Annotated in this window: 18 protein-coding genes; 13 read left to right on the top strand and 5 right to left on the bottom strand. The window is 48.5% G+C overall.

Translation table 11 applies throughout. The features are described from left to right. The first annotated feature begins 27 nt into the window (after positions 1–27). The 9 genes from mdtH (at position 28) to FDX24_RS21530 (ending at position 6,948) form a co-directional block, all read left to right on the top strand. A complete protein-coding gene (gene mdtH / locus FDX24_RS21570; protein WP_048211221.1) occupies positions 28–1,236 on the top strand; it encodes a multidrug efflux MFS transporter MdtH in 1,209 nt (402 codons plus the stop codon). A 116-nt stretch (positions 1,237–1,352) separates the two neighbouring features. Then, the gene (locus FDX24_RS21565; protein WP_061068127.1) at positions 1,353–1,913 is read left to right on the top strand and encodes a lipoprotein; all 561 of its coding nucleotides are present in this window, start codon (positions 1,353–1,355) and stop codon (positions 1,911–1,913) included. 105 nt (positions 1,914–2,018) lie between these two features. Continuing rightward, positions 2,019–3,065, top strand: coding sequence for a dihydroorotase (gene pyrC, locus FDX24_RS21560; RefSeq protein WP_137364894.1), 1,047 nt, complete (start codon positions 2,019–2,021; stop codon positions 3,063–3,065). A 74-nt stretch (positions 3,066–3,139) separates the two neighbouring features. After that, positions 3,140–3,385, top strand: a complete 246-nt coding sequence (gene dinI / locus FDX24_RS21555; RefSeq protein WP_048211218.1) for a DNA damage-inducible protein I — start codon at positions 3,140–3,142, stop codon at positions 3,383–3,385. A 339-nt stretch (positions 3,386–3,724) separates the two neighbouring features. Then, a complete protein-coding gene (bssS, locus tag FDX24_RS21550; protein ID WP_003036154.1) occupies positions 3,725–3,979 on the top strand; it encodes a biofilm formation regulator BssS in 255 nt (84 codons plus the stop codon). A gap of 279 nt (positions 3,980–4,258) precedes the next feature. After that, positions 4,259–5,374, top strand: a complete 1,116-nt coding sequence (gene solA / locus FDX24_RS21545) for an N-methyl-L-tryptophan oxidase (protein ID WP_115643183.1) — start codon at positions 4,259–4,261, stop codon at positions 5,372–5,374. 55 nt (positions 5,375–5,429) lie between these two features. Then, positions 5,430–5,543 (top strand): YceO family protein, encoded by a 114-nt coding sequence (locus FDX24_RS21540; protein ID WP_071887361.1) that lies wholly within the window; start codon positions 5,430–5,432, stop codon positions 5,541–5,543. Between the two features lie 261 nt (positions 5,544–5,804). After that, complete coding sequence (locus FDX24_RS21535; protein WP_005129081.1) at positions 5,805–6,371, top strand: cytochrome b; 567 nt, start codon at positions 5,805–5,807, stop codon at positions 6,369–6,371. A 1-nt stretch (position 6,372) separates the two neighbouring features. Continuing rightward, a complete protein-coding gene (locus tag FDX24_RS21530) occupies positions 6,373–6,948 on the top strand; it encodes a YceI family protein (RefSeq protein ID WP_061068131.1) in 576 nt (191 codons plus the stop codon). A gap of 47 nt (positions 6,949–6,995) precedes the next feature. Here the strand turns inward: FDX24_RS21530 and FDX24_RS21525 are convergent, their stop codons facing one another. Next, a complete protein-coding gene (locus FDX24_RS21525; RefSeq protein WP_040230660.1) occupies positions 6,996–8,048 on the bottom strand; it encodes a rhodanese-related sulfurtransferase in 1,053 nt (350 codons plus the stop codon). A gap of 219 nt (positions 8,049–8,267) precedes the next feature. On the opposite strand from FDX24_RS21525, the gene FDX24_RS21520 reads away from it, so the two are divergent. Continuing rightward, the gene (locus tag FDX24_RS21520; protein WP_137364893.1) at positions 8,268–9,188 is read left to right on the top strand and encodes a Kdo(2)-lipid IV(A) acyltransferase; all 921 of its coding nucleotides are present in this window, start codon (positions 8,268–8,270) and stop codon (positions 9,186–9,188) included. A gap of 154 nt (positions 9,189–9,342) precedes the next feature. Continuing rightward, positions 9,343–10,563 (top strand): multidrug efflux MFS transporter MdtG, encoded by a 1,221-nt coding sequence (gene mdtG / locus FDX24_RS21515; protein ID WP_005129095.1) that lies wholly within the window; start codon positions 9,343–9,345, stop codon positions 10,561–10,563. 93 nt (positions 10,564–10,656) lie between these two features. On the opposite strand, the gene FDX24_RS21510 is transcribed toward mdtG, so the two are convergent. Then, complete coding sequence (locus FDX24_RS21510) at positions 10,657–11,988, bottom strand: sensor domain-containing diguanylate cyclase (RefSeq protein WP_115602400.1); 1,332 nt, start codon at positions 11,986–11,988, stop codon at positions 10,657–10,659. Positions 11,989–12,650: 662 nt separating this feature from the next. Here FDX24_RS21510 and FDX24_RS21505 point away from each other — a divergent pair. After that, positions 12,651–13,031, top strand: coding sequence for a MysB family protein (locus tag FDX24_RS21505; RefSeq protein WP_061068133.1), 381 nt, complete (start codon positions 12,651–12,653; stop codon positions 13,029–13,031). Here the strand turns inward: FDX24_RS21505 and FDX24_RS21500 are convergent, their stop codons facing one another. The 3 genes from FDX24_RS21500 to mdoG form a co-directional block, all read right to left on the bottom strand. Then, on the bottom strand, positions 13,032–13,271 hold the full coding sequence (locus FDX24_RS21500) for a YceK/YidQ family lipoprotein (RefSeq protein WP_202927478.1): 240 nt from the start codon (positions 13,269–13,271) through the stop codon (positions 13,032–13,034). 62 nt (positions 13,272–13,333) lie between these two features. Then, positions 13,334–15,862, bottom strand: coding sequence for a glucans biosynthesis glucosyltransferase MdoH (mdoH, locus tag FDX24_RS21495; protein ID WP_040230656.1), 2,529 nt, complete (start codon positions 15,860–15,862; stop codon positions 13,334–13,336). After that, entirely contained in the window at positions 15,855–17,390 is a 1,536-nt protein-coding gene (gene mdoG, locus FDX24_RS21490; protein ID WP_086523802.1) for a glucans biosynthesis protein MdoG, read from the bottom strand. The genes mdoH and mdoG overlap by 8 nt, the downstream gene beginning before the upstream one ends. A gap of 271 nt (positions 17,391–17,661) precedes the next feature. Here mdoG and mdoC point away from each other — a divergent pair, with 271 nt between their 5' ends. Next, the gene (mdoC, locus tag FDX24_RS21485) at positions 17,662–18,822 is read left to right on the top strand and encodes a glucans biosynthesis protein MdoC (protein ID WP_101742052.1); all 1,161 of its coding nucleotides are present in this window, start codon (positions 17,662–17,664) and stop codon (positions 18,820–18,822) included. Positions 18,823–18,834 lie beyond the last annotated feature (12 nt).

Raw genomic sequence — 18,834 nt, 5'->3', positions numbered from 1 at the left:
GTGACGAGTTTTTTCCCTGGAGGGGAAATGTCGCAAGTCTCGCAGGCAAGGAACCTGGGTAAATATTTCCTGCTCATCGATAATATGCTGGTCGTGCTGGGTTTCTTTGTCGTTTTCCCACTGATCTCTATCCGTTTCGTCGACCAAATGGGCTGGGCCGCCGTGATGGTCGGTATCGCACTTGGATTGCGCCAATTTATCCAGCAAGGTCTGGGGATTTTTGGCGGCGCAATTGCTGACCGCTTTGGCGCCAAACCGATGATTGTGACCGGTATGCTGATGCGTGCCGCCGGGTTCGCCACGATGGGGATTGCACACGAACCCTGGCTATTGTGGTTCTCCTGTTTCCTCTCCGGTTTAGGTGGTACGTTATTCGACCCGCCCCGCTCGGCGCTGGTGGTCAAACTGATCCGCCCGGAAAAGCGCGGGCGTTTTTTTTCTATTCTGATGATGCAGGACAGTGCCGGTGCCGTGGTCGGCGCATTGCTCGGCAGTTGGCTGTTACAGTACGATTTCCGTCTGGTTTGCGCCGTAGGCGCGATTTTGTTCGTTCTTTGCGCCGCGTTTAACGCCTGGCTACTTCCGGCATGGAAGCTATCTACCGTGAAGATTCCCGTGCGCGAAGGCATGAGCCATGTGATGCATGACAAACGCTTTGTCACCTATGTCCTGACGCTGGCGGGGTATTATATGCTGGCGGTACAGGTTATGTTGATGCTGCCGATTATGGTTAATGACATTGCCGGTTCGCCGGCCGCCGTGAAGTGGATGTATGCCATCGAAGCGTGTCTCTCTTTAACGCTGCTCTACCCTATCGCCCGCTGGAGTGAAAAACGTTTTCGTCTTGAACATCGGCTGATGGCAGGCCTGCTGATCATGTCTCTTAGCATGATGCCCATCGGTCTGGTCGGGAATTTACAGCAGCTTTTCACCCTGATTTGCACCTTCTATATCGGTTCTATCATCGCCGAACCGGCGCGCGAGACGTTGAGCGCGTCGTTGGCAAATGCGCGCGCACGGGGCAGTTACATGGGCTTTAGCCGCCTCGGATTAGCCATCGGCGGTGCCATCGGTTATATCGGTGGCGGCTGGCTGTTTGACATGGGTAAAGCACTGTCACAGCCAGAACTCCCGTGGATGATGCTCGGCATTATCGGCTTTATCACCTTCCTCGCGCTGGGTTGGCAGTTTAGCCATAAACGCCCGTCACGCGGCATGCTGGAACCTGATGCCTGATAGCTGACCAGACGTCCCGGACTCAATTTCAGTTTTTTCTGCTGGTGCCCGGGCCGCTGGTGCTGGATGCTGCTTTGTGTCACGATTACGCCACAAGTATCATGTTGAGGAACCCCATGAAAAAGATTTTTTTTGCTGCTGCACTGATTGTCAGCGGCCTGTTGGTTGGTTGTAATCAACTCACACAATACACGGTTAGCGAGCAAGAGATTAATCAGGCACTGGCTAAGCATAACGACTTCTCGAAAGATATTGGTCTGCCTGGCGTTGCTGAAGCCCACATCGTACTGACCAATCTCGCCAGCCAGATTGGTCGCGAAGAACCGAATAAAGTGACTCTGACAGGCGACGCCAATCTGGATATGAATTCCCTTTTTGGTAGCCAGAAAGCGACCATGAAGTTGAAGTTAAAAGCATTGCCAGTCTTCAATAAAGAAAAAGGCGCGATTTATCTGCAAGAAATGGAAGTGGTCGATGCGACCGTCACACCAGAGAAAATGCAATCTGTACTGCAAACTCTGATGCCCTACTTAAATCAGTCGCTGCGGAATTACTTTAACCAGCAACCGGCCTACATTCTGCGTGAAGACAGCAGCAAAGGCGAAGCATTGGCGAAAAAACTGGCGAAAGGGATTGAGGTTAAACCGGGTGAAATCATTATCCCGTTCACCGATTAATAAACAACAGGGCGCTAATGCGCCCTTTTTTTTCGTGCAAACGAAAACGTTTCCGCTTATCCTTTGTTTCCGGCAAAAAAGACTATCCTCAGCCGGAGCATATTAATGACTGCACCATCCCAGGTTTTAAAGATCCGCCGCCCAGACGACTGGCACCTTCACCTTCGCGATGGCGACATGTTGAAAACTGTCGTGCCTTATACCAGTGAAACTTATGGTCGCGCGATCGTTATGCCAAACCTCGCTCCGCCGGTCACGACAGTTGATGCGGCCATTGCGTACCGTCAGCGCATTCTGGACGCTGTCCCCGCCGGACATAACTTTACTCCGTTAATGACCTGCTACTTAACGGACACGCTGGATCCTAATGAACTTGAGCGTGGATTCAATGAAGGCGTCTTCACCGCCGCGAAACTTTATCCCGCTAATGCAACAACCAACTCGACACAGGGTGTAACCTCGGTCGATACCATTATGCCGGTACTGGAGCGCATGGAAAAATTGGGGATGCCACTGTTGGTGCACGGTGAAGTGACGCACGCTGATATCGACATTTTCGATCGCGAAGCACGTTTCATCGAAACGGTGATGGATCCCTTACGTCAGCGTTTAACCGCGCTAAAAGTGGTGTTTGAACATATCACGACCAAAGATGCCGCCGAATACGTGCGCGATGGCAACGAGCTTCTTGCAGCAACCATCACACCGCAGCATTTAATGTTTAACCGCAACCATATGCTGGTCGGTGGAATTCGTCCGCATCTGTACTGCCTGCCAATACTCAAACGTAACGTTCACCAGCAGGCGCTGCGTGAACTGGTTGCCAGCGGATTCAGTCGTGCATTCCTGGGTACCGACTCCGCACCGCATGCGCGTCATCGTAAAGAGTCCAGTTGCGGCTGTGCGGGCTGCTTTAATGCGCCAACCGCGCTGGGCAGCTATGCCACTGTGTTCGAAGAGATGAACGCCCTGGACCATTTCGAAGCCTTCTGCTCACTCAATGGCCCACAGTTCTATGGTTTGCCGGTGAATGAGACCTTTATTGAGCTGGAACGCGTGGAGCACCTGGTCCCGGAGAACATTGCGTTGGAAAACGATACGTTGGTGCCTTTCCTTGGCGGTGAAACGGTACGCTGGTCAGTAAAACGCTAAAAAAGTGTAGCCTCCTGTTGTCAACTGGCGCAGTTAACTGTATAAATAACCAGTATAAACAACAGGGGGCTATTATGCGTATTGAAGTCACTATTGCCAAAACTTCACCTTTACCAGCCGGTGCTATCGACGCGCTGGCAGATGAACTCTCCCGCCGTATTCATCATCATTTTCCGGATAACGAAGGTAACGTTACCGTTCGTTATGCCGGTACCAACAACTTGTCGGTTATTGGCGCAACAAAAGAGGACAAAGAACGCATCAGCGAAATCCTACAGGAAACCTGGGAAAGCGCGGATGACTGGTTCATCAACGAATAAAAAATGATATGCAGTGATGTTTGTTTGCCGGGTCGCCCCGGCTTTTTTATGCGTGCATCCTTTAAATCAATCTTGCATTCACCACGCTAGCAGATAATTTATATTAAACACACTGATTATCTTTTAATCAAAACACCAAAATAATTGCACAACATGCTAAAAAAAAATGAATGACATGTTGTTTTATTAATCATATAACACTGAAAACAAAAAATTTATGCGCCGCCCTCTTTAAATTTTCAATGAATACCCTTATTTATTGATATACTGAAGTTGCTTCAGAAAAAAACGCATTGAACCTCGAAAACCGTTGTCTAGTAACACGAATTAGGGGGCATGATGGAAAAGAATAATGAAGTCATTCAGACTCATCCGCTTGTAGGATGGGACATCAGCACTGTTGATAGCTACGATGCGCTGATGCTGCGTTTGCACTACCAGACCCCGAATCGTCCGGACCCGGATGGGACTGAGGTCGGTCAAACGCTCTGGTTAACCACTGATGTTGCCAGGCAATTTATTTCGATATTAGAAGCCGGAATCGCTAAAATTGAATCTGGCGATTACCAGGTAAATGAGTATCAGCGACATTAAACCTGATACATCACACCATCAAAAGGCACCTTCATGGTGCCTTTCTTATTTGCAGGTTGAATATTCCGGGTCAGTTATTTACTCTGCTATACCTGTCATACTTCAAGTTGCATATGCGTTGGCTTTATTACTCGGCCCATCCCTGGGATTCGCTGCGTCGCCGCGTGATTCGGCCTTACGGCCTCACCCCTTCGGGGGCGCTGTTCAAAACGGCCCGGGCGTTTGGTCCTGCAACTCGAATTATTTAAGGTATACTATCGCGATTGCAGAGAGAAGCGGATGAAATACGACTTAATCATTATTGGCAGCGGTTCCGTGGGCGCCGCAGCCGGATACTACGCCACTCGCGCCGGTCTCAACGTTCTGATGATCGATGCGCATATGCCACCGCATCAACAGGGCAGCCACCACGGCGATACACGATTAATTCGTCATGCGTATGGCGAAGGTGAAAAATACGTTCCGCTGGTGCTACGTGCGCAAACATTGTGGGATGAACTTTCCGCACAAAATGAAGAGCCTGTTTTTGTTCGCTCTGGCGTTATCAACCTGGGTCCTGCAGATTCGACCTTTTTAGCGACCGTAGCGCAAAGTGCCAAACAGTGGCAACTCAATGTCGAACAGCTGGATGCAGCAGCCATCATGACTCGCTGGCCAGAAATTCGCGTGCCTGAAAACTATATCGGGCTGTTTGAAGCCGAATCCGGTTTTTTGCGCAGTGAGCTAGCCATTAAAACCTGGATTCGCCTGGCTGAAGAGGCAGGTTGTGCGCAGTTGTTTAAATGCCCCGTCACGGCAATTCATCACCACGATGATGGCGTAACGGTTGCAACAGCCGATGGTGACTACCACGCGAAAAAAGTTGTCGTCAGCGCCGGCACCTGGGTCAAGGCATTATTGCCTGAACTGCCGATACAGCCGGTGCGTAAGGTATTCGCATGGTATCAGGCTGACGGGCGCTACAGTGTCAAAAACAAATTCCCGGCATTTACCGGCGAACTGCCTAATGGCGATCAATACTACGGTTTTCCGGCTGAAAATGACGAGTTAAAAATTGGCAGGCATAACGGCGGACAGGTCATTCATTCACCTGAAGAACGTAAACCGTTTGCCGCTGTCGCCAGCGATGGTTCGGAAGCCTTCCCATTCCTGCGCGCTATTTTGCCTGGCATCGGCTGTTGTCTGCATGGCGCATCCTGTACTTACGATAACTCGCCAGATGAAGACTTCATTATCGATACGCTGCCAGACCATGACAACACGCTGGTGATTACCGGACTCAGCGGACACGGTTTTAAGTTTGCTTCCGTACTGGGCGAAATTGCGGCTGAGTTTGCCCAGGGTAAACCGTCAGCCTTTGACCTGACGCCATTCAGGCTGTCCCGTTTTAAGTGATAATTGATCAATGGCCTCGTTGGTGAGGCCATTTTTAATAACAGGAATAACATTGATGCGCCGCATCTTTAACTATCTGGTTAATAATATTCGCGAGCATTTCATGCTCTACATTATTTTATGGTCGCTGCTCGCGATTATGGACGTCATATATATTATGTTCTTCTAATCTATATGCGCTGACATTAATTGACAAAAACTGATAATTTTTTAATTTCATTGCAATAAATTGAATAACATAATTTTCATCCCTCCTTGTTTTCAAGCCCTTCTCAATGGCCACTCACACTAACGATTTGATGATTGCGCCTTTAATCAATCAATTTTATTGAAATAAAAACAAATATCATCACCATTATTATTTATTAGTTGCATTAATGTCTTTTACGCGCCATTTTCATTCACTTCTGAAATATCTAACGGTGTATTTATGCAATTCAATAATAGTCCACAGCGCTATGGCGTGGTGTCTGCCGCATTACACTGGCTGGTCGCTATTGCCGTCTATGGCATGTTTGCTCTGGGTTTATGGATGGTAACACTCAGTTATTACGATGGTTGGTATCACCAGGCGCCTGAACTGCATAAAAGTATCGGTGTGTTGCTGATGATGGGACTGGTTGTCCGCATTGTCTGGCGGGTTGTTTCCCCTCCCCCTGCCGCACTGAAAAGCTATTCCCGTTTAACCCGTATTGCGGCGGCATTGGGCCACCTCACGCTGTATACCCTGCTTTTTTCTATTGGCATCAGCGGCTATCTGATCTCTACCGCAGACGGTAAAGCAATAAGCGTATTTGGTTGGTTCGATGTTCCCGCCACGTTTGCCAATGCAGGCGTGCAAGCCGACATCGCCGGTAGCGTGCACCTGTGGCTCGCGTGGGCCGTGGTGGTTTTATCACTTCTGCATGGGTTAATGGCCCTGAAACATCACTTTATCGATAACGACGATACCCTTAATCGCATGTTGGGAAAATCGTCATCTGACTATGGAGCTTAAAATGAAAAAAAACCTGCTGGGACTCACACTCGCCTCTTTATTATTCACGACCGGCTCTGCTATCGCGGCGGATTACAAAATTGACAAAGAGGGACAGCATGCCTTTGTTAATTTCCGCATTCAGCATCTGGGATACAGTTGGCTGTACGGCACATTTAAAGACTTCGACGGTACATTTACCTTTGACGAGAAAAATCCGGCTGCCGATAAAGTCAATGTCACCATCAACACCAACAGTGTTGATACCAATCATGCCGAACGTGACAAACACCTGCGTAGTGCAGAATTCCTCAATGTGAGCAAGTTCCCGCAGGCCACCTTTACGTCCACCAGCGTGAAGAAAGAGGGCAACGATTTAGATATCACCGGTAACCTGACCCTGAACGGCGTCACCAAACCGGTAACACTGGATGCAAAGTTGATGGGTCAAGGGGGCGATCCATGGGGTGGCACACGCGCCGGTTTTGAAGCTCAAGGGAAAATAAAGCTGAAGGATTTCAACATTACCACCGATCTCGGTCCCGCTTCGCAGGAAGTCGAATTAATTATCTCGGTGGAAGGCGTACAGCAGAAATAACATCCTATTGATGCCGGATGAGGCTTTTGCCGCCATCCGGCATCGTGTTATTGCGCAGGATCGGGAATACCGAGCTTAGTATTTAAACGACCACGCGATTTATTAAAGATCTTATTGCCATTCTCACGCCCCGCGCGACGGCGGCGCTGCTCTTCTTCCGGCAGTTCGCTCTCTTCACAACACAGTTCACTACAGCAGCCTTTATACTTTTGCGCACAGGCTGGACATTGTATAAACAGCAGATGGCAGCCATCGTTTTTGCAATTGGTATGGCTGTCACATGCGGTACCGCACTGATGACAATGCGAAATCACATCGTCAGAGATCCTCTCTCCCATGCGTTCATCGAAAACAAAATTTTTGCCGATAAAACGCACAGGCAGCCCCTGCTCACGCGCTTTGCGGGCATACTCAATAATGCCGCCCTCAATGTGCCAGACTTTGCTAAACCCGTTATGTTTCATCCAGGCACTGGCTTTCTCACAACGAATCCCCCCGGTACAATACATAACGATTTTTTTATCCTTATGCTCCTGCATCATTTCTACCGCTTTCGGCAGCTGATCGCGGAAGGTGTCTGCCGGGATCTCCAGCGCATTTTCGAAGTGACCCACTTCATATTCATAGTGGTTGCGCATATCAATAAACACCGCATCCGGATCGTCCAGCATGGCATTCACTTCAGCTGCCTTCAGATAATCACCCACGTTGCTGGCGTCAAAATCAGGATCATCAATGCCATCCGCAACAATTCGCTCACGGACCTTCATGCGCAGAACCCAGAAAGATTTGCCGTCATCATCTAATGCAATATTGAGACGCAACCCGGATAATGCAGGATCAAATGCGTATAACTGTTGGCGAAACGCATCAACGTTACTTTGCGGTACACTGATTTGTGCGTTAATGCCTTCCCGTGCAAGATATACGCGGCCAAACACATTCAGTGTAGTGAACAGTTGATACAGTGCATCACGCGTTTGCTGAGGATCAGCGATGGTGAAATATTTATAGAATGAAATCGTCGTGCGCGGCTCAGATTCCGCCAGCATTTTAGCTTTGAGCGCGTCATTCGAAATGCGGTTGTGTAACACTGGCATGGTGTACGTATCCTGCAATCAGTAAAAATGAAAATCGGCCGGCATGATAAAGCAAACTTCGCCAATTTACATCCACACATTTTACGCTACATTTCATACTTCACGATAAAAACGCAACAACAATTGATGGTTTAATCACCACTCTCCCGTCGTAAATTTTAGATACGCGCAAAAAAATGCGACAATACAGGGAATTGGTCGTTAGAAGACAGGATAGACATGACGAATTTACCCAAGTTTTCGGCTGCGCTACTGCATCCGCGTTATTGGTTAACCTGGCTGGGTATTGGCATCCTTTGGTTAATCGTACAGTTACCCTACCCAGTGCTCTATAAATTGGGATGCGCATTAGGCCGTCTGGCATTACGCTTGATGAAACGTCGGGCAAAGATTGTTTCCCGCAATCTGGAACTGAGCTTCCCGCAAATGAGCGAGCAGGAACGCCAGCAGATGATGGTAAAAAACTTTGAGTCTGTCGGTATGGGCGTAATGGAAACCGGCATGGCCTGGTTTTGGTCCGACAGGCGAATATCACGCTGGACTGAAGTTATCGGAATGGAGCATATCCGGGACGTTCAGGCACAAAAGCGTGGGATCCTGTTAGTTGGTCTGCACTTTTTGACCCTCGAGTTGGGTGCACGCCAGTTTGGCTTACAAGAGCCGGGAATTGGTGTGTATCGTCCTAACGACAATCCTCTGCTCGACTGGCTACAAACCTGGGGGCGTATGCGCTCCAATAAATCAATGCTCGATCGTAAAGACCTGAAAGGGATGATTAAAGCGTTGAAGAAAGGTGAAGTGGTCTGGTACGCGCCGGATCATGACTATGGCCCTCGCGCCAGTGTATTTGTGCCTTTGTTCGCCGTTGAACAGGCTGCGACGACGTCCGGAACCTGGATGCTGTCCCGAATGTCGAATGCCTGCCTGGTGCCATTTGTTCCCCGTCGCAAACCTGACGGCAAGGGGTATCAATTGATCATGCTGCCACCGGAGTGTTCACCACCGCTGGACAATGCTGAAACAACGGCGGCCTGGATGAATAAAATCGTTGAAAAATGCATTATGATGGCCCCCGAGCAATACATGTGGTTACATCGCCGCTTCAAGACACGCCCTGAAGGCTCCCCGTCTCTGTACTGAGTCTTTGTTGCAGTCCTGTGGGCTGCAACACCTTCTCTCCCCTTTTAGGTTTAACTGCTATCCGCATTGCAGCAACTATCAACCAGGCGCATAATTAGCCTGCTTATTTATATTTACTCGATAGCGCAAACAGCGCATCACACTGCGGATCGCTATGTCACCCTCTGATGTCCCCATAAACTGGAAACGCAACCTTACCGTTGCCTGGCTGGGCTGTTTTTTAACCGGCGCAGCATTTAGTCTGGTCATGCCATTTTTACCCCTTTACGTCGAGAGTCTTGGCGTGACGGGTCACAGTGCCCTGAATATGTGGTCAGGGCTGGTATTCAGTATCACCTTCCTGTTTTCAGCGATTGCCTCACCTTTCTGGGGCGGACTGGCCGATCGTAAAGGCCGGAAAATCATGCTCTTACGCTCGGCGCTGGGCATGGCCATCGTCATGCTGCTGATGGGGCTGGCGCAAAATATCTGGCAATTCTTGATCCTGCGCGCCCTGCTGGGTTTGCTCGGTGGATTTATTCCTAATGCCAACGCACTGATCGCAACCCAGGTGCCACGCAATAAAAGCGGCTGGGCGTTGGGGACACTTTCCACCGGCGGCGTTAGCGGTGCTTTACTTGGGCCACTGGCGGGCGGGTTACTCGCCGATCAGTATGGTCTGCGCCCTGTATTTTTCATCACAGCCCTGGTGCTGTTGATCTGTTTTATTCTGACACTCTTTTTTATCCGTGAACGCTTCCAGCCAGTGAGCAAGAAAGAGATGCTGCACGTTCGCGAAGTCGTGACGTCGTTAAAGAATCCAAAGCTGGTGCTGAGCTTGTTTGTCACTACCCTGATAATTCAGGTTGCAACCGGCTCCATTGCGCCAATCCTGACGCTGTATGTACGGGAGCTTGCAGGTAATGTCAGCAATATCGCGTTTATCAGTGGGATGATTGCCTCTGTACCCGGTGTTGCGGCCTTAATCAGTGCACCAAAGCTCGGCAAATTGGGTGACAGGATTGGTCCGGAGAAGATTCTGATCGTTGCATTGGTTATCTCCGTACTGCTGCTGATCCCAATGTCATTCGTCCAGACGCCCTGGCAGCTAGGCGTGCTGCGCTTTTTACTGGGTGCCGCTGATGGCGCATTGCTGCCTGCCGTACAGACCTTGCTGGTGTATAACTCAACCAACCAAATCGCCGGGCGTATCTTTAGCTACAACCAGTCGTTTCGTGATATAGGCAACGTTACTGGGCCGTTAATGGGAGCTGCTATATCGGCAAATTATGGCTTCCGTGCCGTCTTCTGCGTCACCGCTGGTGTTGTGTTATTCAACGCAATCTACTCATGGAACAGTCTGCGCCGCCGCCGGGGATCTCAGGTCCTGGGATGATTTTGTGTATTCATTCTCAACGGTCCCCCTAACATATCGATTGGCTTAATATGGGGGATACGCAGAGTGAACTCAATAACGCTTAATATTATTCTAGCTGTTATAGTAAACCACTTTATTTCTCCCTGAGTTTTTCGCATCATACAGCGCAGCATCGGCATATGATACGACTTTGTCAGCAGAATAATCATCAGATTTACTACAATATACACCGATGCTGATTGTCATTTTCTCTTTCAGGCCATATATATTGGGCTCCGCTGTTTCAGTCTCAACATTTTTTCTTATTCTTTCCGCAACAAACATTGCTTCAGCTTTATCTTTACATTTAATCAGGAGCCCAAACTCTTCCCCACCAATTCTCGCAAAAATGTCTGAGTCCCTGATCGATTTATTGACAATATCAACAATGCTCTTTATAACGTGATCGCCTTCCTGATGGCCATAAGAATCATTGATGCGTTTGAATTTATCTATATCCAGTATCATTATACAAACAGCACCTTTTACTAAAGATGATTTTAGTGCCTTATAGAATAATTTCCGGTTATATATCTTAGTCATCGCATCTTTTATTGCTGAATCCGCCTCTCTCTTAAGAATAATGAACGTGTTGTACATTAATATAGATATGATACTTAAGGTGCTGATAACTTCGATTCCCCTACTGACATACCAAATATACATACTATATTCATCCAGACTCAACAGCAGAACATTCGTCAGGATTGCAGAGCAACACAGTAACGCGATGCTTTTCCATAAGATACCATGCATTTTTGTTTTCACTGACAGATACAACAAAACCATTCCCCATGCAATAATCAGTGAATATATGTAGCCAATATGCCAGTGCACCGTTTTATTGTCAGTTTTGTGACTGGTAATTTCAATCGTAACATCAGCGTTATAACTTGATAAGTTATGCGAAAGGAATGCAATTGCCAGCATAATCAACAATGCTATAATTATGTAGCATGGTTCTCTTTCTTTAGTCTCAATAACTGTAGAAGCCGCTTTATAAGCTTTCAATGATACAAAAAGTAATGCGATAAAACTAACTTGCCTAAAATAATAGAAGATAGCGATATCATTTGTGCGTTTTTCTATCAAAACGCTATCATTAATTAAATCCTGAACGATATATATAGTTTCTATAAGATAGATATTATTACTAAGGAATGCCATTCCTAATATCATCAGGTATGTTAGATCTTTCCTACAAAGGTATTGAAAAAGCATAAAAAGAAAAACAATGCCGTACAGAAAAAATAACCCAACGATGATTATTAAATATGTTGTTTGAGGTACACTCTGCACTTCTAACTGATACTGAGAAAGACACACACCAGCAATAAAATAGCTGACTAAGCAAGTAATGTAAAAGTTCATCAACCTGCTATTGTTTGAATTACTATTATCCATAACAGCCCTGGCAAGAATCCTATTTTGCATTTTATATATTAAGCCATTACCTTTTGCAAATTAATAATTTATCATTCTTTCAATAATGATAATCTTATTTATAACGCATGTTATTATTCATTGAATGTTATGGATGTTTTCTTATACTTTGTTATACATTAACATATTTATCACATATATAATGATTAACAATATCATTTATGGATATCTAACTTAAACAAATATCGATACTTTAAGACGTAATACTCACGCGCGTCACTTTTTGCCTTACTCTTTAATTTCAATTAGTTATAATAAAAACATTATATAAATTATATTGTTTCATCCGCTATAAAGTATGGCTTGCAGTCTATTCAATCACCCCCTTTAAACTATGACATTCTCACTCATGGTGCTCCTGCATAACCGCTTGAGTTTAATACACTCCAACCGATTCTTAAAAACTTAAGGTTTGCTGTTCATGAAACGTATTGGCGGTAGGGTTCCCCCGTGTTTTTGTTGTTCCAGGAAGCACCACAACCGAGTGGTTATGGTAAGAAACACTCGATGCTTCAAGCCGTTGCATACCTGAAACTTCGCGATAAACGAATGCTTTGACAGTTCTCACCACACCACCTATATCTTTTTATTAAGCCAATCACCCATGCGATCAGGATGCGAATATGAATGCCTTGTACCCCACCCTTGAAGAAGCCATTGATGCAGCACGTGAAGAGTTTCTGGCTGATAATCCAGGTCTTGAATCTGACGAAGCCAGCGTCCAGCAGCTGAACGTACAAAAGTACGTGCTACAGGATGGCGATATCATGTGGCAAGCTGAGTTTTTTGCCGACGAAGATGATGGCGAAGGCGAATGTTTACCCATGCTGAGCGGTGAAGCGGCACAAAGCGTTTTTGATGGTGACTATGATGAGATTGATATTCGCCAGGAGTGGCAGGAGGAAAATACGCTCCACGAATGGGATGAGGGTGAATTTCAACTGGAGCCTCCCCTTGACACAGAGGAAGGCCAGACCGCAGCCGATGAATGGGATGAACGATAGTTACTCGTAAGGCCCATGGTGTATATCGAGCGGTAATAGCAACGTATCAAACACCAGCGAAAACGGCAGATCCAGGATGGTGACGTAACGCCACGCAGAGTCCCGGACATCCCATTGCACGCCTGGATAGTATTGATTTCCGTGTCCTTGTCCGGGGATCGTCCGGCTAATAATGCTGCCGCATCCGCTCAGAAGAAAGACCATCATTCCCACAGCCAGTATTCGCACTGGATACCTCATGACTTTTATATTCAGTATAAAAAAATACCGGCTCCAGGCCGGTATTTTTACGTTTCACACGCTTATTTTTTCCTGAGTGCCAGTGGGTTCAGGGAGATCCCCTGATAATAATTAACCCATGAAGAATACTTATCTGGTGAATTCCAGACGCGATAATGTAAACGCGCCATGGTCACCGGATCGCTCAACAGAACCAGGCGACGATCGCGATTCAGTTTCTCCGGCGTTTCATTCAGCGCCTGCTCGACATGGCGATCACGTGCGATTTCAAGCACGTTACTCGCACGATGGCGCGCGGTAGCCATTGCCGTTGCCAGCGCGTTAAACGACGGGTTAAACACAGCGTGCATGAAACCATCATCCAGCGAACGATTACGGTTCAACTCCAGATAGTTATCCGTGTCCACCAGCACCTTCGGCGGAGAATACTCTTCCGGGATCAGGAACAGTTTCCAGCGTTTGGTACGTAACCCAACCGTTGAACGACTGGAAATGACGGAAACAAACGGCGACAGGATTAGTGAAAAGACAATCGGAGCCAGCCAGAACAGGAAACGCAGATCCAGCCAGGCCATCCCTACTGCCCACACCAGGCCCAACAACAGCTGAGATCCGTGACGCATAAACGCCTCGCCCCACGGAGTGGAGTCGTCATCGCGTTGCGGCGAATTCCACACCACTTCCCATCCGAGGAAGGCACTCACCACGAAAACGGTATGGAACAACATACGCACCGGCGCCAGCAGCACGGAGAACAGAACCTCCAGCAGCAGCGACAACGTGACGCGAATAAATCCACCGTACTCTTTCGTGCCTTTGCACCAGATAAGCAAAATACTCAGCAGCTTCGGCAGGAACAACAGCACCATCGTTGAGGCAAACAACGCGATAGCCAGCTCAGGGCGCCACTGCGGCCAGACCGGGAACAGCTGACGTGGTTGCAGGAAGTACTGCGGTTCCGTCAACGCATGGACCACCTGTAATGCGGTCGACAACGCGAGGAACATGAACCACAACGGTGCTGACAGATAGGACATCACACCGGTCAGGAACACCGCGCGATGAACCGGGTGCATCCCTTTAACCAGGAACAGACGGAAGTTCATCAGGTTACCGTGGCACCAGCGACGGTCACGCTTGAGCTCATCCAGCAGGTTCGGTGGCAGCTCTTCATATGAACCCGGCAGATCGTAAGCAATCCACACGCCCCAGCCCGCACGACGCATCAATGCCGCTTCCACGAAGTCATGGGAGAGGATCGATCCCGCAAACGAGCCTTCGCCCGGCAGCGGTGCAAGCGCACAGTGTTCAATGAACGGTTTCACACGAATAATCGCGTTATGACCCCAGTAGTGCGACTCACCCAACTGCCAGAAGTGAAGTCCGGCGGTAAACAGCGGGCCATAAACGCGGGTAGCAAACTGCTGGCAGCGCGCGTACAGGGTGTCCATACCAGACGCTTTCGGCGAAGACTGGATAATCCCGGCATTCGGGTTCGCTTCCATCAGGCGTACCAGACCGGTCAGACAGTCTCCGCTCATCACGGAATCAGCGTCCAGCACCACCATATAGCTGTACTGGTTGCCCCAGCGACGGCAGAAGTCATCAATGTTACCGCTTTTACGCTTCACACGACGACGACGACGACGGTAGAAAATCTGTCCTTCGCCCTGCACTTCGGCAATCAGCTCCATCCACGCCTTTTGTTCCGCAACGCAGATATCAGGATTGTAGCTGTCACTCAAAATGTAAACATCGAAATGCTCCGCATTCCCCGTGGCTTTAACCGACTCCCACGTAGCGCGCAAGCCCGCGAATACGCGGTCAACGTCCTCGTTACAGATAGGCATGATTAGCGCAGTGCGGTGCTCAGGATTCAGCGGCTCATCCCCTACCGTTGAGGCAGAGATACTGTACTTGTCACGCCCAATCAGCAACTGCAGGAAGCCCATCAGCGCGGTCCAGAAACCGGCTGATACCCAACAAAAAAGCACGGCAAACAGAATGAGGATACCGGTCTGCAGCACATAAGGCAGCAACTGCATAAAGGAAACCCACAGGTTCTGCCCCATCATATCTGCTGGATTAATGAACGCCCATCCCTGATAAGGAAGGATCGTCTTCATATACCAGGTCGCTACGACCGTTTGCGCCAGCGTTAAGATCAACAGCGTATAACGGCGGATCGTGCCGACGGTACGCCATTTCTGCTCACTTTCTTGTTCTTCTTTCGTCAAACGAGAAAGATAACGCGGTGTGACATCGCGCCCGCGCAGGCGATCCCAAAAACGGCCAACCGGGTTAGTACGCCAGGGATCGGGAAACATTGAAGTACGTGTCGCTTTCGGCATTGCCTGCAGTTGGTCACGCCCTTCATCATCCTTTATCAACTGATCTTTGGCCAGAGAGTCTGGCCAGGCTTGCTCAAGGCGAGCTTTTACAGAACCCTGCGGTGAATCATCTTCGCGCGAGTAAGTACGGTGCTCGGCATCCAGCGCCTGATGAACGGCACGGATGTCAGTTTTCGGCAGTGCCGCTTTTTCGATATCCGAAAGCGGCATTGCGTCAATATACTCAGTTGTCTTATTCATTGGCAGGTAACTGGTAGCTCCAGGTTTCACTCAACGGCTGATCGGCATTGGCCAACGCAGCACGCATTTCAGTGGTTTTCTTCGCATCTTTCACTTTCACGCGCAGCATCAAGCGCCACCCTTTCGTAACCGGGTTGTAACGCACGGTGCTTTCCACGATTTCACCGTTGTCGCCAATACTGGTTTGCGCGGTAATCGGGGTGTCCTGCGGCAGCTTCTTCATCTCGGTGCCGGTGAAATCCACCACAAACGCGATAGTGCCGTCAGGCTGACGAATGAGATTAGATTGTTTGACATCCCCTGTGGAACGGCGAGTCTGCTGCACCCAGGCATTTTCTGGCGCATGAAGCTTATCTTCATCGCGCGTAAACGTCAGGGTGTACTTAAAGTTCATCTCTTTACCTGCTTCCGGCAGTTGATCCGGTGTCCAGTAGGCAACGATGTTATCGTTTGTTTCGTCGTTAGTGGGGATCTCAACTAATTCAATTTTGCCTTTACCCCAGTCGCCTTTTGGCGTGATCCAGGCACTTGGGCGCAGGTCATAACGGTCGTCGATATCTTCGAAACGGGAGAACTGACGTCCACGTTGCAACAGGCCGAATCCTTGCGGGTTTTCCATCGCAAAGCTGCTCACCGCGAGATGTTTCGGGTTATTCAGCGGACGCCAAATCCACTCGCCGTTACCAGCATGGATAGACAATCCGTTTGAGTCGTGCAGTTCCGGACGATAATTTGTCGTCGGAGATGGCTGGTTCGGTCCGAACAGGAACATACTGGTTAACGGAGCTACGCCCAGCTTGCCCACTTTATCGCGCAGATAGACTTTGGACTGAACATCCACAACCGTGTCACGGCCTGGAATAATCACAAAGCGATACGCCCCGGTTGCACGCGGGGAGTCCAGCAGGGCATAAATGGTTAAACGTTTGTCAGTCGGTTTTGGACGTTCGATCCAAAACTCACGGAAGCGGGGAAACTCTTCACCAGAAGGCAGTGCGGTATCTATCGCGAGACCGCGCGCAGACAGACCATAGACCTGGCCTGCGCCAAGTACGCGGAAATAGCTGGCGCCGAGCATGCTGACGATTTCATCGTTTTTGTCTTTGCTGTTGAGCGGATACAGTACCTTAAACCCGGCGAAACCGAGATCTTTTACCGTGTCTTTATCGTGCTGCACATCGCCAAAATTAAAATAATCCGGGCTGTATTTGATTTTTTTCACCGCAGTTGCGGTAACTTCGTTGATCTTGACCGGCGTGTCGAAGTACATACCCTGGTGGTAGAATTCGAGCTTAAATGGGGTCTTAAGATTGCTCCAGTATGCTTTGTCGCGATTAAACTGGATCTGCTGATAATCCGCATATTTCATGTCGCGGAAAACGGAGGGCAAGTTACTTTTTGGCGCCTCGTAGCCTTTATCGGCTAAGGATTGAGCTTGCTTTGCAACATCATCAATACTGAACGCCCAGCTCGATGACGTATACAGCGTTAACATTACTGCTGCACCCAACCAACGCATTTTCATCATTTGTAGTTTATGTTTCATAATTAGTAAGCACTTCCCCCTTTGTGTGCTTATATTGATCCGATCCATTTTAATGGATAATCGGGTATTCCGACAACTGAATCCCTGTATTGTTCGCGTGCTGGCTCATGGTTTAAGCAGGTTCGCCTGCCTGTTTTCACTTTGAGTGCTTATCCTGGAGACAGGTTGTTGGACTTCGTGTAGGGTTGCCTTCGAATGTAACCATAATTCGTCTTAGGGATAAGACGAAAAGTCTGAGAATACGTAACTGTCTATGAGCTCTGTATCTCCACCACGTGAATATTTTCTGGATTCCATCCGTGCCTGGCTGATGTTGTTGGGGATTCCCTTCCATATCTCGCTGATCTACTCCACACATACCTGGCATGTGAACAGCGCAGAACCGTCATGGATATTGACCCTCTTTAACGATTTCATACATGCATTTCGCATGCAGGTCTTCTTTGTTATTTCGGGTTACTTTTCATACATGCTGTTTTTGCGCTATCCCTTAAAGCGGTGGTGGAAAGTGCGTGTTGAACGCGTGGGTATCCCTATGCTGACCGCCATCCCGCTACTCACACTGCCGCAATTTATCATGCTGCAATATGTGAAAGGCAAAGCCGACAGTTGGCATACTCTCAGTGGGTACGATAAATACAACGCACTGGCATGGGAGCTGATTTCCCATCTGTGGTTTTTACTCGTCCTTGTCGTTTTAACAACCGTGAGTATGTGGGTGTTTAGCCAAATGAAACACCGGTTGACGAGCCCCGATGGCGTCAGCACGTCCACGATATCGATGACAAAACTGACGTTGATCTTTTTGTTGCTTGGCGTCGGATACGCCGCCGTCAGAAGAACAATTTTTATCGTCTACCCGTCTATTCTCAGCGATGGCATGTTTAATTTTATCGTCATGCAAACGCTGTTCTATGTGCCGTTCTTTATGCTCGGCGCGCTGGCGTTTATCAATCCGCAGTTGAAAGCACTGTTCACAACGCCCTCGCGCAGCTGCACGTTAGGCGCGGCATGCGCTTTTATGGCTTATCTGCTTAATCAACGCTATGGAAACGGCGATGCCTGGATGTATGAAACCGAATACGTGATAACAATGGTGATGGGACTGTGGATGGTTAACGTCGTTTTCTCGCTCGGCCACCGTTTATTGAATTTCCAGTCAGCCCGCGTCACCTATTTTGTCAATGCATCACTGTTTATCTATCTGGTGCATCATCCGTTAACGCTGTTTTTCGGCGCCTATATCACACCGCACATTACATCAAACCTGCTGGGTTTTCTCTGTGGGCTGCTGTTTGTTGTCGGGATTGCGGTAATATTGTACGAAATCCACTTGCGGATACCGGTGCTGAAGTTCCTCTTTTCAGGGAAACCCATCGTTAAGCAGGATAAAAGCAAGGTCATTGCCGGATAGCAGGCCTGTCAT

Source organism: Citrobacter sp. wls716, from assembly GCF_005280975.1.
GTDB lineage: Bacteria > Pseudomonadota > Gammaproteobacteria > Enterobacterales > Enterobacteriaceae > Citrobacter > Citrobacter youngae.
The sequence above is the reverse complement of the archived record's forward strand: the minus strand, read 5'-3'. Positions and strand labels throughout refer to the sequence as shown.

Coding starts and splice junctions, on each gene's coding strand:
- mdtH (WP_048211221.1), top strand. CDS start 28: ATGTCGCAAGTCTCGCAGGCAAGGAACCTGGGTAAATATTTCCTGCTC.
- FDX24_RS21565 (WP_061068127.1), top strand. CDS start 1,353: ATGAAAAAGATTTTTTTTGCTGCTGCACTGATTGTCAGCGGCCTGTTG.
- pyrC (WP_137364894.1), top strand. CDS start 2,019: ATGACTGCACCATCCCAGGTTTTAAAGATCCGCCGCCCAGACGACTGG.
- dinI (WP_048211218.1), top strand. CDS start 3,140: ATGCGTATTGAAGTCACTATTGCCAAAACTTCACCTTTACCAGCCGGT.
- bssS (WP_003036154.1), top strand. CDS start 3,725: ATGGAAAAGAATAATGAAGTCATTCAGACTCATCCGCTTGTAGGATGG.
- solA (WP_115643183.1), top strand. CDS start 4,259: ATGAAATACGACTTAATCATTATTGGCAGCGGTTCCGTGGGCGCCGCA.
- FDX24_RS21540 (WP_071887361.1), top strand. CDS start 5,430: ATGCGCCGCATCTTTAACTATCTGGTTAATAATATTCGCGAGCATTTC.
- FDX24_RS21535 (WP_005129081.1), top strand. CDS start 5,805: ATGCAATTCAATAATAGTCCACAGCGCTATGGCGTGGTGTCTGCCGCA.
- FDX24_RS21530 (WP_061068131.1), top strand. CDS start 6,373: ATGAAAAAAAACCTGCTGGGACTCACACTCGCCTCTTTATTATTCACG.
- FDX24_RS21525 (WP_040230660.1), bottom strand. CDS start 8,048: ATGCCAGTGTTACACAACCGCATTTCGAATGACGCGCTCAAAGCTAAA.
- FDX24_RS21520 (WP_137364893.1), top strand. CDS start 8,268: ATGACGAATTTACCCAAGTTTTCGGCTGCGCTACTGCATCCGCGTTAT.
- mdtG (WP_005129095.1), top strand. CDS start 9,343: ATGTCACCCTCTGATGTCCCCATAAACTGGAAACGCAACCTTACCGTT.
- FDX24_RS21510 (WP_115602400.1), bottom strand. CDS start 11,988: ATGGATAATAGTAATTCAAACAATAGCAGGTTGATGAACTTTTACATT.
- FDX24_RS21505 (WP_061068133.1), top strand. CDS start 12,651: ATGAATGCCTTGTACCCCACCCTTGAAGAAGCCATTGATGCAGCACGT.
- FDX24_RS21500 (WP_202927478.1), bottom strand. CDS start 13,271: ATGAGGTATCCAGTGCGAATACTGGCTGTGGGAATGATGGTCTTTCTT.
- mdoH (WP_040230656.1), bottom strand. CDS start 15,862: ATGAATAAGACAACTGAGTATATTGACGCAATGCCGCTTTCGGATATC.
- mdoG (WP_086523802.1), bottom strand. CDS start 17,390: ATGATGAAAATGCGTTGGTTGGGTGCAGCAGTAATGTTAACGCTGTAT.
- mdoC (WP_101742052.1), top strand. CDS start 17,662: ATGAGCTCTGTATCTCCACCACGTGAATATTTTCTGGATTCCATCCGT.